Here is a 17200-nt window from a genome sequence, read left to right as displayed (position 1 = left end):
GGACCAACGGAGAATCGCGGTGGCCACTTCAAAGGATATTGGACGGAGCTCATTGAATTTTGTGAATGATTAGGTTTGATTTATGGATGCCATAAGGAAGTTTAGTATTGGTTTGCTGGTGGTTGTTTTTTTTGGAGCAATAGCTTGCCAACCGGTTAGTCAAAAGAATAAGTTGACGGACGATGGGCGAATGGACTTCAATGAAGGCTGGAAATTCCACCTTGGAGACGATTCCATGGCCCATACACCGGATTACGACGACAGCGAATGGCGGCTTTTGGATTTGCCTCACGATTGGAGCATCGAAGGTGAATTTAGCGGGGAGCATCCCGCAACCAGTCAAGGCGGAGCTCTGCCCGGCGGTATTGGTTGGTACCGGAAAACAGTTGTTTTACCTGATGATACGGATGACAATCAAGTGTATATTGATTTTGATGGTGTTTACCGTAATAGTGAGGTGTGGATAAACGGCCATTATTTAGGCAAGCGGCCAAATGGTTATATAGCGTTTCGCTATGATCTGACACCTTATGTGCGCGATGGGAAGGATGGCAAACATGTTGTGGCCGTGCGGGTAGACAATTCAGCGCAACCCAATTCTCGTTGGTATTCCGGCTCGGGGATTTACCGCAATGTCCATTTGGTGCTAAGAAATAAGATAGGCATTGCCCATTGGGGCGCTTTTGTGACAACACCAGCAATCAGCACTGAAAAAGCATTAGTGGTGCAGCAAACCCATATCGAAAACTTGACCGGTGTTGAGCAAGATGTGGAGGTCGAAATCGTGATCCGGGATGCGGATGATAAGGAGATTGTAAAAAGGACAGGTAAGCAAGTACTTCGCGACTCCATGACGACGATTGACTATGAACTGTCGGTCAATATGCCCCAATTATGGTCTGTGGAGCAACCCTACCTTTATAAAATAATAACGTCTATTTACCAGCAAGGTCAATTGCTGAATGAACACGTAGCGCGATTTGGTATCCGCTATTTTGATTTTGATGTAGAAAAGGGGTTTTCCTTGAACGGTAAGCCATTGAAAATACATGGCGTTTGCATGCATCATGATTTAGGCGCACTAGGGGCAGCAGTGAATGTGCGGGCAATGGAACGCCAACTCGAAATACTCCGCGAGATGGGAACCAATGCCATTCGGATTTCACACAATCCCCCAGCCAAGGATTTTCTTGATCTATGCGATGAAATGGGGTTTTTGGTAATTGATGAGGCCTATGATATGTGGAGAAAGCGGAAGAATAAATTTGATTACCACCTTGATTTCGAAGCCTGGCATAAACGAGATTTGGAAGATTTGGTAAAGCGGGATCGCAACCATCCATCTGTCATCATGTGGAGCATCGGTAATGAGATACGGGAGCAATTTGATAGTACGGGCATACAACTAACCCGTGATTTGGTAAACATCGTAAAATCACAGGATACAACCAGACCAGTAATGGCTGCATTGACCGAGACCGACTATGCAAAGAATTTCATCGCACAGGCCGAGGCATTGGATGTCTTGGGGTTCAATTACAAATATGCCGATTACCCCAAATTGCCCATCAATTTTCCTGGGAAACCATTGCTGGCCTCAGAGACCGCTTCAGCCCTGCAAACCAGGGGGCATTATGATTTAGGACATGATACCTTGCGTTTTTGGCCTGCCAATGGCCGACAAAAACACGTGGAAAATGGTAACCCCGATTACACGGTTTCGGCCTATGACCATGTTGCTGCATATTGGGGCACCAGCCATGAAATCGCGTGGAATGCCGTGAAGCAAGCAGATTACCTTGCTGGCACGTTTGTATGGACGGGTTTTGATTACTTGGGTGAACCGGTTCCATACCCATATCCAGCAAGGAGTTCGTACTATGGGATTGTCGACTTAGCGGGCTTCCCCAAAGATGTGTATTACATGTACCAGAGCGAGTGGACGGATAAAGACGTACTGCATATTTTCCCCCATTGGAATTGGAATGAAGGAGATACGGTACCGGTTTGGGCTTACTACAACAATGCTGACGAGGTAGAGCTGTTTTTGAATGGTCGGTCGCTCGGAAAACGGCGTAAGGCAGGAGATGCACTGCATGTGTCGTGGGATGTACCCTATGAGCCGGGACAGTTGAAAGCCGTGTCCCGTAAATCAGGCGACGTGGTGCTTGAACGGGTCATCAATACGGCGGGCAAGGCCGCCCAAATCCGGTTGACCGCAGACCGCTATGCCATCGATGCTGATGGAAAAGATTTATCGTTCGTGACGGTAGAAGTGCTGGATCAGGATGGCAACCTCGTTCCTGATGCAGAACATCTAATTGCATTTAACGTAAAGGGCCAGGGAAAGATAGCCGCGGTCGATAACGGTTACCAAGCCAGCCTTGAACCTTTTCAGGCAATGAAGCGGAAAGCTTATAAGGGCAAATGCTTGGTAATTATCCAATCGACTGGAGAAAAGGGGCTGCTTACACTTGAAGGACACTCAGAAGGGCTGACTGACAGTTACTTGGAAATTAGGGTACGGTAAAAGGATATGAATATAAAAGGTTGTTATATGATCAAAGGAAGTTTTATTTGCTGTTTTCTTTCAATATGTCTATATGGTTTCCCCCAGACTTCTGAACCCACAGTCGAGTCGTCGAAGACGACTATTGTTATGGCTGAGGAGGGAAACCCCCGTATTGCATTCGGTGTAGAGAAATTAAGGCAAGCGCTGGTGACCATCGGATATGATGTGACCGTGCAAACCGATGGCGACAGAAGTGTCCATGGAAACCGGATCATTGTGGGGGAGCATACGGACACTTTTATTCGTGAACATCTCAACGGCGTGCTCCCGGTTGCAAAAGAAGGGTTTCGCTTGTTGACCGAAGCAAAGGCAGGTAGCGGTATAATCGCCGGCGCGGACGCTACAGGCACGTTGTATGGTTGCATGGAACTGGTTGAGCGTATCAAGCACATCGGCGAATTTCCTGTCAACCTTGATTTTTCAGACCAGCCAGAAATGGTGCTGCGTGGCACGGCCATCGGTGTACAAAAGCCCTATTATTTACCAGGGCGTACAGTCTATGAATATCCGTATACGCCAGAAGTCTTCCCGTGGTTATATGACAAGGAGCAATGGATACGGTATCTCGACATGATGGTGGAAAACCGTTATAATTCATTATACCTGTGGAACGGCCATCCATTTGCTTCGCTAGTCAAACTGGATGATTATCCGTATGCTGTGGAAGTTGATGAGGAGACGTTTAAACGAAATGAGGAACTCTTTACCTTCCTGACCGCAGAGGCAGACAAACGTGGAATATGGATTATCCAAATGTTCTATAACATTATCGTATCCAAACCCTTCGCCGAACATCATGGGATAAAGACGCAAGATCGTAACCGCCCCATTATGCCATTGATTGCTGACTACACACGCAAGTCCATCGCGGCATTCGTCGAGAAATACCCCAATGTCGGATTGCTGGTCACCTTGGGCGAAGCGATGGAAGGGGTAGGGCAAGACGATGTGGATTGGTTTACCAAGACCATCATCCCAGCGGTACAGGATGGCATGAAAGCGTTGGGACGGGATGATGAGCCGCCGATCGTGCTACGCGCACACGATACGGATGCACCAAGGGTGATGGAAACAGCCAAACCACTGTATGGCAATTTGTACACGATGGCCAAATACAACGGTGAGGCCCTGACCACCTATACCCCGCGGGGTAAATGGGCTGAACTGCATCGTAAGCTAAGTGCTGTAGCTCCGGTGCACATCCAAAACGTACACATATTGGCCAATCTGGAACCCTTTCGCTACAGTTCGCCGGATTTTATCCAAAAATCGGTCATCGCTATGCATGAGGTATACGGCTCCAATGGACTGCATCTATATCCGCAAGCGTCCTATTGGGATTGGCCTTACACGGCCGACCGGATTTCAGCGGACACGAGTAAACGCTTGCTGCAACTGGATCGCGACTGGATGTGGTATCAGGCTTGGGCAAGGTATGCCTGGAAAAGCAAGCGGGAACGCGCCGCTGAAGAAGTATACTGGAGCAATGTATTGGCTGATTATTATGGGACAAAGACAGATCAGGGCAAGTCTATTCTCAGCGCCTATGAAGAAACGGGTGAGATAGCACCAAAACTCCTGCGCCGGTTCGGAATCACAGACGGCAACAGACAGACCTTGACATTGGGAATGTTCATGACACAATTCATCAATCCCTACAAATACAGCCTATTTACCATGCTGTATGAATCGGAGGCTCCCGAAGGTGAAATGATTATCGATGAAGCGAGGAAGGCATGGCATAAGGAAACGCACATTGGAGAAACACCAAGCCGTGTGGCGTCTGAAGTGGTTGCCCATGCCAGGGCGGCCGTGCAAGTCATTGAACAGGCCGAACCGATGGTAACCCAAAATAGGGAAGAGTTTAACCGGCTTATGAATGATGTACATAGCTATGAAGCGCTTGCCAACTGTTATGCGGCAAAAGTAAAAGCAGCGCTTAAGGTATTGCGGTATAAGTATTCCCATGATATCCAAGATTTAGAGGCCGCTGCACCCCTGCTTGCAGCGAGTATTTCCCATTATGAAAAACTCGTTTATTTAACAGAAGACACGTATTATTATGCCAACAGTATGCAGACACCGCAACGGCGGATACCCATACGTGCGGCGGATGGTAAGTATAAGACATGGAAAGAGTTATTGCCGCTATATCAGCAAGAATATCAAAATTTCATCAAAAATATCGATTCCCTGAAATCCGCCAACCACCGCGGGCATGCACAGCCCATAAACCGATTGGCGAGTATACCTGTTAAGCTTCATGGAGGACATCGGGTTTACCACATAACGGAAGGACAAATGGCTTTCCGGGACGATTCATCCCGGATTGCCGGGCTTGCTCCCGAAATCGAAGGGCTTCAGGGAGTAGCGCTTGACCGTGGAAAACAAATCAATCAAGGCACGAGCATCAGCTTCACGTCGGACGTCCCTGTTAAGGTGTTAGTCGGTTACTTCATCGAAGATAAAGTCGGTTATTCAAGTGACGATAGGCAATCCCTATATGCGCCCAAACCTACTCTTGAACATGATGCAAGCGCCGGGGATTATGGGCAAGAGGAGGTGAAAATTTCCAATGCAATAGCGGTGGAGGGCTTGCCAAGGGTGAATATTCATACCTATTTGTTTGGTGCAGGTCGTCACACACTGAATTTACCCAAGGGACTATGCTTGGTGCTGGGGTTTGTCGATGAGGACGCGTTGATTCGCACATATAACGCTGGGATCGGTGTATCTGATGAAGATCGTGACATTGACTGGCTTTTCGATTGAGCGATGAACAAGTTATTAAAATAAGAGTTATGAAGTTTGTATATCTAAGCTTATTGGTGTTTGCACTGGGATGTGCTGGCACCAAAGAAAACAGTGGAACAGAGTCATTGACGGTTTCGAATAATAGCAGGTTTCTGGTTGATGGTGAAGGAAATCCTTTTTTCTGGCTGGGTGACACGGGGTGGTTGCTGTTCTCGAAATTGACCAAGGAAGAAGCCGAGCTTTATTTGCAAGACCGTAAGGATAAGGGGTTCAATGTGATTCAAGTAATGGTACTCCATATGCTGAAGGCAACCAATGCTTACGGTGATTCTGCACTGGTCAATGGCGATGTCGGCAAACCTAATCTGACAGCGCGAACAGCTGGCGATGCGTTGGGATACTGGGAATATGTTGATTACGTAGTTAATCTCGCTGAACAAAAGGGCTTATACATGGCGCTTGTTCCCGTATGGGGTACCAATGTAAAGGAAGGAGGGGTAAGCCCGCAGCAAGCGGAGGCATACGCACGGTTTCTCGCGAATCGATATAAGACATATTCCAATGTAATATGGCTCAATGGTGGGGACATCCGCGGCGACGATTCGACCATGGTATGGCAAACCCTCGGGCGGACGTTGCGTGAAACTAATCCTGATAAACTGATTACCTTCCATCCCCGAGGCAGAACCTCATCTACCGATTGGTTTCATGCTGAGGCGTGGTTGGATTTCAATATGTTTCAATCGGGCCATCGCCGGTACGACCAGGATACTTCTTCGAATGAAAAACACCATCATGGCGAAGATAACTGGCGCTACGCCGCTTATGATTACTCGCTTGATCCGGTTAAACCTACCATAGATGGTGAACCTTCTTATGAAGGAATCCCCCAAGGCTTGCATGACACCACACAGCCCGTATGGACAGATGCTGATATGCGCCGGTATGCCTACTGGTCGGTATTTGCGGGCGCATTCGGCTTTACATACGGACATAATTCGGTGATGCAAATGCACAGTGCCACAGATACCACCACGGCTTACGGTTCGGATGAATTGTGGACCTCGGCTATCCATGCGCCCGGCGCTAACCAAATGCAGCATTTAAAGAAGCTGATGTTATCACGGCCCTTCCTTGAACGTGTACCCGACCAAACCCTATTGGCATCCAATGGAGAAAAATATGCTTACCGTATGGGCACCAGAGGGGATACCTACGCATTCATTTATGCTTACAATGGTGGGGATATCCACGTCAACCTGGGTAGCATCGCCGGAGAAAAAGTAAAGGCATCATGGTTTGATCCTCGTACAGGGAATACCGAGGTTATCGGGGAATTTGAAAACCAAGAAACGCGAACATTCCGTACGCCAGAAGCTGAAGGCGATGGAAACGATTGGGTGTTGATTTTGGACACAGTATAATTAATGATGTTTAATACACAAATTTCCATTTCAGGCGGTATTCGGACGATGCGTTTGCTCTCCATGCTCCTTGTTATGCTTTCTGCAACAACCATGCAGGGGCAACAAACGGAAAAGATTTATCTATCCGGCCAAGGGAGTGATGATATGGTGATGTGGGATTTCTATTGTACGGACGGCATGAACGCCGAAAAGTGGACAAAAATAGGCGTGCCCTCATGTTGGGAACTGCAGGGGTTTGGCCGATATGACTATGGCTTCGCTCCGGATAGCGTCCGCGGGAAGGGAAATGGCTTATACAAGCACCGCTTCCATGTACCTCAATCTTGGAAAGGCAAAACAATAAACATCGTGTTCGAGGGAGTAATGACGGATGCGGAGGTGCTGATCAACGGGAAGTCCGCGGGACCGATACATCAGGGAGCCTTCTATGCATTCAAGTATGATATCAATAAACTGCTAAGGTATGGGCAGGATAATATACTGGAAGTGACCGTTGCCAAGCACTCAGCCAATGAAAGCGTTAATAAGGCTGAGCGCCATGCGGACTACTGGATTTTCGGAGGGATTTTCAGGCCGGTTTGGTTGGAAGTTTTGCCAGCAACCCATATCAGAAAGGTCGCAATTGATGCCAATGCCGACGGTGATTTTTTGGTGCATGCCAATGTGGATGGCAAGGAAGCGGATGGGATGACTTTACGTCTATTTGATCAAAAGAACAATCCAGTAGGCAATACGTTCACGTTGAAAAAGGAAAGGCCCAATCAATTCGTTCTATCTGAACGATTAATAGGAGCGAAACCCTGGAGCCCTGAATCACCCCATCTATATACCGCAGTCCTTACACTCCAAAGCGGAGATGAGGTTGTACACGAAGTGCGGGAAAGGATCGGCTTTCGAACAATTGAAGTGAGGAAGCGGGACGGCATCTATGTCAATGGGGTGAAGATGAAATTTAAAGGTATCAATCGTCATGCGTTCCGTCCGGAAACAGGCCGGGCTACGAGCAAACGCATCAGCATAGCGGATGTCGAGCTAATCAAAGAGATGAATATGAATGCCGTTCGCATGGCACACTATCCGCCGGACGGCCATTTCCTAGACGTTTGTGATTCCTTGGGCCTGTTTGTCGTTGATGAATTGGCTGGCTGGCATGGACATTACGATACACCCACCGGCACGCGGTTGTTAAAAGAGATGATTGATCATGATGGCAACCATCCATCTGTGGTGATATGGGCCAACGGAAACGAAGGAGGCCATAATACCGAACTTGATCCACTTTTTGCTGAGTTTGATATTCAAAAGCGGCCGATAATACACCCATGGCAGCTGCATAACAGTATCGAGACACAGCATTATCGCCAATATAACTATGGTGTAGGCAACTATGAAAACGGACGCGAAATCGTAATGCCCACCGAATTTCTACACGGTTGGTTTGATGGTGGGCACGGCGCGGGATTGGAAGACTATTGGCATCGGATGTGGCATAATCCACTCAGCGCTGGGGGCTTTTTATGGGATTTTGCCGATCAGGCCGTTGTGCGCAAGGATTTGAACGACTCCCTGGATACGGATAAGCATCGCGGCGCCGATGGCATCTTAGGGCCACACCATGAAAAGGAGGGGAGTTTTTTCGCTGTGAAAGAGATATGGGGCCCCATCCATGTTGAACGCAGGGAAATAACCGAGGGTTTCGATGGAACGTTTATCCTTGAAAACCGCTATCATTTCACCAATGTCAATGCATGTAAGTTTACATGGAAGCTACAAAAGATGGGTTTGCAGGGCATTCAAATGGAACAATCAGGCAAGGCAAATGCCCCGGATATCCCACCACATCAAAAGGGGACATTGAAGCTCTCTTTGCCGGATAATTGGGCGGACTATGACGTCTTGTATATGACCGCAGACGATCCGTATGGCCGGGAACTGTTCACTTGGAGTTTTCCAATTAGCCGCCCGGAAAAGCTGGTCGCTGACATCGTTCAGCAAACAGGCGCGGGCAAAATAGCACTGAATATAACGGATTCAGTTTATGATATACAAGTTGCGGATATCAGCTTATCAATTAACAAGACGACAGGATTGCTTCAGGCCGTTGCTAATGCCAAGGGCATTATTCCATTGACCGATGGACCGACTATCCACGAGGGTGAAACCAACTTTGCGGACTTCACGCATCAATATGATGATGCGGGCAATTTGGTGGTTGGATCGACGTTCGACCGCAAAACAAATTACAATACCCTTCGCTGGACCATTTATACATCCGGTTGGGTGAAAATGGAGGTCAACTATTTTCCGGCGGAGCTGCATACGCTTATGCTAGGGGTCAATTTTTCATTTCCTGAAGACAGCATCCGGTCGGTAACCTATATGGGCAAAGGCCCTTACAGGGTATGGAAAAACCGCTTGAAAGGTGGGCGTTTTGGTGTATGGACAAAGGAGCACAACGATACCGAAACCGGTGAACGTTGGGTTTATCCGGAATTCAAGGGATACCATGCCAACTTCTATGGTGGGATTTTCCAAATGGAAGGACAGCGCTTTACGGTGCTCACCGAAACCGAAGACTTATTTCTCCGGTTGTTCACGCCCAACTGGAAAACCGATCAATGGCATAACTATGAACCCCATTTCCCGCCCGGTGATATTTCATTCATGCATGCTATCCCCGCCATTGGTAGTCGCACACAGACCAGCGAGACTACGGGGCCAATGGGGTTGAAAAACATATTATACGATTATGAAAAAGACCCCGCAAGGGTATTGAATATGGTAGTTTATTTCAATTTTTCTGCAAGGTAAGCAAACAACATATGGGTGATTGGAACAAGTATCTTAGGGTAATCATACAAACAGCCATTTTCATGGGGCTGTTCATCCAGGTTAGCGCCACCGAAATATGGGTATCGCCTAGCGGTTCACGCCTAGGAGACGGAACAGCAGAGAAACCGTATGCGACAGTAGACCAGGCGCTTCGCAAAGCCAGGGAGCTCAGGAGGCTACATGACCCGTCAATTGCGCAGGGAATTGCCATTATCCTTAAAGCTGGCGTCTACCACTTGGACGAAACCCTTTTTATTCGTCCGGAAGACAGTGGAACGGCGCAAAGCCCGACGGTTGTGCGCGCACAATCCGGTGAGCATCCGATTCTCAGCGGGGGAAGAACCATCATTGGATGGAAAAGGGCCGGAACCGTAAATGGACTACCGAAATCCGCGGCCGGAAAGGTATGGGTTGCGGATGCCCCTACAGTGGCAGGAAATATAGTTGATTTTAGGCAGTTGTGGATAAATGGCCATAAAGCGACAAGAAGTAAGAGCCATAATGGCTTAGCGATGGGGCGGATTTTATCCTGGAACCATGAAGAACAGACCTGCTGGATTCCCAACCCTGGAGATTCATCATTCAAATTCACACCGGGAATGGAATTTTTTATTCATCAATGGTGGGCCATTGCGATCCTCCGTATTAAGGAAGCGATTGTGCAAGCGGATAGCATGAAGCTGGCTTTCCATCAACCTGAAAGCCGAATCCAATCCGAACACCCTTGGCCAGCACCTTGGATTTCAGCGGAGACGGGAAACTCGGCTTTTTACCTATCCAATTCCATCCAATTTCTTGATGAGCCAGGCGAATGGTACCTCGATAAAGTAAACAGGAAGATATATTATTGGCCAAGGGAAGATGAGGATATGAATCAAGCCGAAGTCGTTTACCCTTATCTTGAAACCCTGGTGGATATCAAGGGAACTCCAGATTTTCCAGTGAAGAATATCCATTTCGAGGGCATTTCATTTCAACACAGCACTTGGCTTCGGCCTTCAATGCATGGGCATATACCCTTACAAGCTGGAATGTATCTTTTAGATGCGTACAAATTGGAAACACCGGGCACAGCGGACAAAGCGACATTGGAAAACCAAGCCTGGGTAGGGAGACCAGCCAGTGCCGTACAGGTTTCGTATTCATCGCATACTGTTTTTAAAGATTGCCGTTTTGAACACCTTGCATCTACCGGCCTGGATTATCATTACGGAAATTATGCCGACAGGATCGTAGGAAATGTATTCAAGGATATAGGAGGAAGTGGGATTTTGATTGGTAAATTCTCCGATGAAGCCTTTGAAGCCCATTTGCCGTACCACCCGACAGACGAACGAGAAATCAGCAGCCATATAACTGTTGAAGATAATTTAATTACAGATGTGACCAACGAAGATTGGGGTACGGTGGGAATCGGCGCCGGTTTTGTGCGCGAAATCCATATCCGCCACAACGACATCAGCGAGGTGTCCTATACGGGAATCAGCCTGGGCTGGGGCTGGACCCCCACGGTAAACGCAATGAAAAACAATCGCATCTCGGCCAATCGTATTCAACGGTATGGTAAACACCTGTATGACGTAGCGGGGATCTATACCTTGTCGGCACAGCCGGGTTCTATCATCGCCGAGAACAGTATCGATAGCATTTATAAAGCACCGTACGCACATCTACCGGATCATTGGTTTTACCTATACACGGATGAAGGAACGGCTTACTTTACCATCGAAAACAATTGGTACCCATCAGATAAAACGCTCCAAAATGCCAACGGACCAGGCAATATGTGGAGGAACAATGGCAGTGAGGTTGAAGAAACGTTCAGGCTGAACGCAGGGTTAACCCAAGCATATAAGCAGTTGCTCCGTGAGCGGGTACCAACTGATGCCCGGTACGAGATCAACATACACGTTCCATTTAGGAAACCTGTACTTGTGCAGGTGGAAGCCGGGGATGATAGGGATATCAACTTAACTTCGCTACAGCAGGCGGCTGAAAGGCAGGGAATCGATAATCCCGAAATCCTGCAGTGGAAGGATCGCTATGTATTAGTCACCTCCCAAGAGCTGGCTAAGAAATTCCAAGGGGCATTGACTGCCATTTATCCCAAAGCAAGGACGACAGTATTTAATGATTTGTTTTATGAATTCAATCGGAGCCACTGTAAAGGCGAAGCGCAAACTGTACCAGTGAGCTATATCGTGCTATCTGCAAACTTAGTTGCCGATGAGCAAAAACAAGCCGCCTATTTCGACTATCACGAGACCCAATTTGAGGACTGGCCGGAAGTATCGCAAGGATTTTGCCATGCTAATTTTCAGGAAGTATTGCTATACCGAAACGGTAGGCAGTTGATGCTGATAATAAGCATCCCTGCGGGGGAGGATTTTGAGGCATTGAACCCAAAAACAACCGAAAGCAATCCCAGTATGGATGAATGGAACCGCATCATGGGACAATACCAAGAAGGGATTACAGGAACCGAAGACGGAGAAATATGGGTGTTTTTTAAATAAAGATAAAGTCATTTACTGATGAATCAAGATTCAATGAAGAAGTTGAAGTTAGGGATTTTAGGTTTGGGAGAAGGACGGAGTACCATGTCGGCAGCTTTGGCAAGCCCTAAAGTCGAATTGGTGAACATATGCGACCTCAACGAGGAATTGGGAAGGAAACGGATGAAGGAGTTTGATTTTCCACACTACACCGCATATTATCAAGAATTACTGGATGACCCTGAAATCGAAGCCATAGCCATTTATACACCCGATAAATTCCACGCGCAGCATATCAAGCTGGCCTTACAACACGGCAAGCATGTCGTTTGCACCAAGCCCTTCATCGATAATTTAGCGGATGCAGCATCCCTGGTTGAGCTTGCCGAAAAGACAGGGAAGAACGTCTTTGTTGGCCAAAGTTCACGTTTCTTTGAACCCATGATACGGCAACGCAGGGATTTTGAAGAAGGGATCATCGGTGAATTGATTACCATAGAAGGATATTACCATGCTGACCACCGTTGGTTCTTGGAAAAACCTTGGGCATTGGAAAAATCATTCAAATGGCTTTATGGAGGATTGAGTCATCCCGCGGATTTTATCCGCTGGTACTTGCCCGATATCGAAGAGGTCATGGGATACGGCATGTTGAGCAGCAACGGGCGAAAAGGTGGACTGAAAAATGAAGATACGATGCATTTCATCTTCAAAGCCAAAGACGGTAGAATTGCTCGCATAAGCGGAGCATATACTGGCCCCGTGCAGCCTGTGGCTCGGGATAGTGAAATGAGTTGCATCCTGAGAGGAACCGAAGGTTGTAGCCAGGCAGATTACATGGATTTACGGTATGCGGTGACCTCAAATGCGGGTGAGGAGAAGATCATTACTTGGGAACACAAGCTTAAGCATTATTTCCGATTCGAGGGCAAAAGCCATCATGCAGGCGAATACCAGAACTATTTGGAATATTTCGCCCATGCCATCCATGAAAATAAACCGGCATATCCGGATTTGAAAGAAGGCATCGGCACCGTCGCGTTGCTGCAAGCCATGGATGAATCGCTGAAAACAGGTAAACCCGTTCGTCCTGATGATTTACTGTTGCGACATGGTGTGGCACCGGAACTAATCCATAAAATCTGATTGCATGAAACCTGCCATGTCAGCGCCTAACGCAAAAGGCGATGAAACCTGCGGAAGCCGGAGGCGAACGCAAGCTTCATCACCGATGAAAGCAAACAGTGCCGATGAAAATGCAGGTTCCATGAGGCCACTAAGAATAAACTGCGAAGCATTCATTGATACCATTAAAAAAGAACACTAATCAATAATTATTTTCGAATGAATAGTATAGCCGATAAACTTACTACGCTGGATTATGCCATTGTAGCCCTGTACCTGTCCGCACTGCTTTTTATTGGCTATAAAACAAGTTTTGGCAGTAAAAAGCGTGTGTTGGACGAGTCTATGTTTTTGGCAGGCAAATCGCTGACTTGGCCAAGCATCGGTTTTAATATGTGGGCCACCAATGTTGGACCATCCATGCTATTGGCTTTTGCGAGCATCGGCTATACCACAGGGATTGTGGCGGTCAATTTTGATTGGTATGCTTTCGTATTCCTGTTTTTATTGGCCGTCGTCTTTGCGCCCCGGTATATCGCGACCAATGTGAGTACCTTGCCGGAGTACATGGGAAAGAAATATGGCGATTCGACTCAAAATATACTCGCCTGGTATTCATTGGTGAAAATGTTAATCTCATGGCTCTCACTGGGATTGTTTGCCGGAGGCTTTTTGGTCAGGCAAGTATTGGATATCCCCATGTGGCAGTCGGTGATTGTATTGGTGCTTTTCGCCGGCATATTTGCCTATGCAGGTGGACTGAAAACCGTGGCGAAAATCAATATTTTCCAGATGATTTTGTTAATCCTCGTTTCGTTGCTGCTGGTGATTCTGGGATTGATAAAAGCTGGGGGAATCACAGCGGTTTACCATGCTGTGCCTGAGCATTATTGGTCGTTGATTCGGCCAGCTACAGATCCTGATTATCCATGGTACGCTATATTGCTGGGTTATCCCGTAGCCGCTATCGCTTTCTTCTGCACGGATCAAGCGATGGTGCAGTCGGTGTTGGGCGCTAAGAACCTCGAACAGGGGCAATTGGGAGTGAATTTTATCGCCTGGTTGAAAATCCTGTCGCTACCCTTATTTGTCCTTACGGGAATTTTGTGCTACGTCCTTTACCCGGGATTGGCAGACCCGTCTGAAGCCTACATGACCATGGTAACCAATTTGTTTCCGGCAGGACTGAATGGATTGGTCATTGTCGTGCTGATTGCTGTGCTTGTCGGCACAATAGGATCCTCTTTGAATTCATTAGGCACCGTATTTACCATGGATGTATATGCCAAGAAAATAAATACCCAAGCCACCTCAGCACAGCTCAAAAAAGTTGGCAGGACCACGATCGTCATTGGTTGTTTATTTGCGGTGTTGACAGCCATTGCCATTGACAGCATCAATGGACTGAGTTTGTTTGATGTTTTCCAATCCGTTTTGGGTTTTATCGCACCACCATTGTCGGTGGTGTTCTTGTTATCCGTTTTCTGGAAACGTACCAATAGGGCCGCGGTTAATGTGGTACTTTCCTTTGGCTCGGTATTGAGCTTAGGGGTGGGCGTGTTGTACCTGTGGGTATTTCCGGCAGACAACTATGACTTTTGGCCGCATTATTTGATGTTGTCATTCTATATATTCCTGTTATTGTTTATTTTAGGGTTAATCATTACGTTGGTTATACCCAAAAGTGCATATGAATTAAATCAAGAATCACTTGTGAAAATCACCTTGCAGAAACCTACTCCGAAAGTGAGACTGGCATGGACACTTCTGTTTGTGGTTATGATTGGATTGTACCTATTTTTTAAATAAAAGTTGTGGAGATGAAGAGAACAAACCTATTACAGACGTTGAGCATTGTTTTGCTGATGGTATTTGCTGCCGAGTCACTGGAGGCACAGGAAACCAAGGCAACATGGATTTGGTATCCCGGCGACTTTGAAATATGGCTGAGCAACCAAATGCAAAACAAACGCACGGAAAGAGGGGCCTTTTTTCCTCCATTTTGGCGGCAGGACAGCCATTTTGTGTTGATTGATTTCCATAAGGAATTTGTACTTGATGAGTCAGAAGAAGTGGAGTTATATGCTGAAGGACAGTACAATGTAAAACTGGATGGGAAACTCATCGAGGGCGAACCCACTACGCTAACCATACCAGCCGGAACACATAAGTTGAACCTGAAGGTGCGTGCGCAGGATCATGTGCCTGCGATTTTTGTAAGGGGTAAAACAGTGGTGTCCGATGGCTCTTGGCTCGTCACGAACGAAGATAAGGAATGGATTGATGAAACAGGCAAGGCCTCCGACCAATCGGGGACTGCATGGTTGCGGGCAGCATTATGGCATTTTAATTCGCCCGAAAACCGTCCTTCCGCATTCAAGCTTGCTACCGAACCCGATGGTGCCGTATCGATGGAGCAACAGGGAGGACGGTGGCTTGTTGATTTCGGGAAAGAAACATTTGGTTTTGTCAAGTTGCACGGAGTGAAAGGGCAGGGCCTTATTTCGCTCTATTATGGTGAGTCAAAAGAAGAAGCATTGGCTACTGAAACTTGCGAAACTTTGGATAGGCTGCATATTTCCGGTCAGGCGCAGGGTGATACCGTATTGGAGCTATCCAAGGCTTTCCGCTTTGTAAATGTTGAAGTTGACAACGGCATGCAATTGGATTCGGTATCCATGTTGTACGAGTACCTGCCCGTGGATGAAAGAGGCCACTTTAGGAGTTCGGATGAACTGCTCAATGAAATTTGGGATGTATCCAAATATACGATGCACCTGACCTCGCGGGAGTTTTTCGTCGATGGAATCAAACGTGACCGTTGGATATGGTCGGGTGATGCCTACCAAAGTTACCTGATGAATTATTACTTGTTTTTTGATTCCCCCTCCGTAAAGCGAACTACACTCGCCTTGAGGGGCAAGGATCCGGTAAGCAGCCATATCAACACGATCATGGACTATACCTTTTATTGGTTTTTGGGGATATATGACTATTACATGTACACGGGAGACAGGGCGTTTGTGGAGACGTTTTACCCACGTATGCAAAGCCTGATGGATTTTTGCTTAGCGCGGAGAAATGAGCGAGGCTTTTTGGAAGGTTTGCCGGGCGACTGGATTTTCATCGATTGGGCCGATGGGCTGAGCAAACAAGGAGAGGTCAGCTTTGAACAACTTCTTTTCTGCCGTAGCCTGGAAACTATGAAACTTTGTGCGGAGATCGTCAACGACAAGCAAGGCGAACAGCAATATGCTCAATTGGCCAAAGCGTTAAAGCGCAACATCTTCGCTTCATATTGGGATGAAGATAAACAGGCCTTTATCCATAGCCGGGTGGATGGCAAACCGACAGACCAAGTAACTCGTTATACCAATATGTTCGCCATTTTCTTCGATTACCTAAATGAAGCACAACAACAAGGGGTAAAAAAACACGTGCTGCTGAATGATGCGGTACAGCAAATCACTACGCCTTATATGCGATTCTATGAGTTGGAAGCGTTATGCACCTTGGGTGAATATGGGGTTGTATTGGATGAAATCCGTGATTACTGGGGAGGCATGCTCAAGCTTGGGGCCACTTCATTCTGGGAAGCATATGATCCGAACAAGCAAGGGGCAGAACATTATGCCATGTACGGCAGGCCGTTTGGAAAAAGCCTCTGCCATTCATGGGGCGCAAGTCCCATTTACCTCCTGGGTAAATATTTCCTTGGCGTTAAACCGGTGTCAGCGGGTTATGCGACTTACGTGATTGAGCCGCAGCTCGGGGATATGGAATGGATGGAAGGAACGGTTCCTACACCAAACGGCGATATCGAAGTTCGCGTCACGACAAATGAAATCAAAGTGAAAACTGCTGGAGGCACTGGGAAATTGTTGTTACGAAGCAAAACCAAGCCAACATGTGAGCAGGCTGATCTGGTTGATTTGGGAGCCGGAAAATACGAGGTGGTACTGGAAGGCACGCGTACCTATACGGTGGTCTATTAA

At 47.2% G+C, this 17200-nt stretch carries 9 protein-coding genes; all 9 read left to right on the top strand.

Features of this window, described 5'->3' with window-relative positions; all coding sequences use genetic code 11:
- The first annotated feature begins 82 nt into the window (after positions 1–82).
- Genes galB through NF543_RS13065 form a run of 9 tightly spaced genes read left to right on the top strand, consistent with a single transcriptional unit; the run spans position 83 to position 17200 of the window.
- A complete protein-coding gene (gene galB / locus NF543_RS13105; RefSeq protein WP_257668592.1) occupies positions 83–2530 on the top strand; it encodes a beta-galactosidase GalB in 2448 nt (815 codons plus the stop codon).
- Positions 2531–2536: 6 nt separating this feature from the next.
- On the top strand, positions 2537–5344 hold the full coding sequence (locus NF543_RS13100; RefSeq protein ID WP_444511713.1) for an alpha-d-galacturonidase: 2808 nt from the start codon (positions 2537–2539) through the stop codon (positions 5342–5344).
- Positions 5345–5373: 29 nt separating this feature from the next.
- Positions 5374–6750, top strand: coding sequence for a glycoside hydrolase family 140 protein (locus NF543_RS13095; protein WP_257668590.1), 1377 nt, complete (start codon positions 5374–5376; stop codon positions 6748–6750).
- 6 nt (positions 6751–6756) lie between these two features.
- Positions 6757–9564, top strand: coding sequence for a glycoside hydrolase family 2 protein (locus NF543_RS13090; RefSeq protein WP_257957490.1), 2808 nt, complete (start codon positions 6757–6759; stop codon positions 9562–9564).
- An 11-nt stretch (positions 9565–9575) separates the two neighbouring features.
- Complete coding sequence (locus tag NF543_RS13085) at positions 9576–12101, top strand: L-rhamnose mutarotase (RefSeq protein WP_257668588.1); 2526 nt, start codon at positions 9576–9578, stop codon at positions 12099–12101.
- Between the two features lie 33 nt (positions 12102–12134).
- A complete protein-coding gene (locus NF543_RS13080) occupies positions 12135–13226 on the top strand; it encodes a Gfo/Idh/MocA family protein (RefSeq protein ID WP_257668587.1) in 1092 nt (363 codons plus the stop codon).
- Between the two features lie 4 nt (positions 13227–13230).
- The gene (locus tag NF543_RS13075; protein WP_257668586.1) at positions 13231–13407 is read left to right on the top strand and encodes a hypothetical protein; all 177 of its coding nucleotides are present in this window, start codon (positions 13231–13233) and stop codon (positions 13405–13407) included.
- 17 nt (positions 13408–13424) lie between these two features.
- A complete protein-coding gene (locus NF543_RS13070) occupies positions 13425–15014 on the top strand; it encodes a sodium:solute symporter family transporter (protein WP_257668585.1) in 1590 nt (529 codons plus the stop codon).
- A gap of 11 nt (positions 15015–15025) precedes the next feature.
- On the top strand, positions 15026–17200 hold the full coding sequence (locus tag NF543_RS13065) for an alpha-L-rhamnosidase-related protein (protein ID WP_257668584.1): 2175 nt from the start codon (positions 15026–15028) through the stop codon (positions 17198–17200).

Origin of the sequence: Parapedobacter tibetensis, from assembly GCF_024704835.1 — a bacterium.
Taxonomy (GTDB): Bacteria; Bacteroidota; Bacteroidia; order Sphingobacteriales; family Sphingobacteriaceae; genus Parapedobacter; species Parapedobacter tibetensis.
Note: the sequence above shows the minus strand (reverse complement) of the source record. Positions and strands in the feature narration are given on the sequence as shown.

What these genes read in the sequence shown, in the direction of transcription:
- NF543_RS13075 (WP_257668586.1), top strand. Translation starts at nt 13,231, where the DNA reads ATGAAACCTGCCATGTCAGCGCCTAACGCAAAAGGCGATGAAACCTGC.
- galB (WP_257668592.1), top strand. Translation starts at nt 83, where the DNA reads ATGGATGCCATAAGGAAGTTTAGTATTGGTTTGCTGGTGGTTGTTTTT.
- NF543_RS13065 (WP_257668584.1), top strand. Translation starts at nt 15,026, where the DNA reads ATGAAGAGAACAAACCTATTACAGACGTTGAGCATTGTTTTGCTGATG.
- NF543_RS13080 (WP_257668587.1), top strand. Translation starts at nt 12,135, where the DNA reads ATGAAGAAGTTGAAGTTAGGGATTTTAGGTTTGGGAGAAGGACGGAGT.
- NF543_RS13085 (WP_257668588.1), top strand. Translation starts at nt 9,576, where the DNA reads ATGGGTGATTGGAACAAGTATCTTAGGGTAATCATACAAACAGCCATT.
- NF543_RS13095 (WP_257668590.1), top strand. Translation starts at nt 5,374, where the DNA reads ATGAAGTTTGTATATCTAAGCTTATTGGTGTTTGCACTGGGATGTGCT.
- NF543_RS13100 (WP_444511713.1), top strand. Translation starts at nt 2,537, where the DNA reads ATGAATATAAAAGGTTGTTATATGATCAAAGGAAGTTTTATTTGCTGT.
- NF543_RS13070 (WP_257668585.1), top strand. Translation starts at nt 13,425, where the DNA reads ATGAATAGTATAGCCGATAAACTTACTACGCTGGATTATGCCATTGTA.
- NF543_RS13090 (WP_257957490.1), top strand. Translation starts at nt 6,757, where the DNA reads ATGTTTAATACACAAATTTCCATTTCAGGCGGTATTCGGACGATGCGT.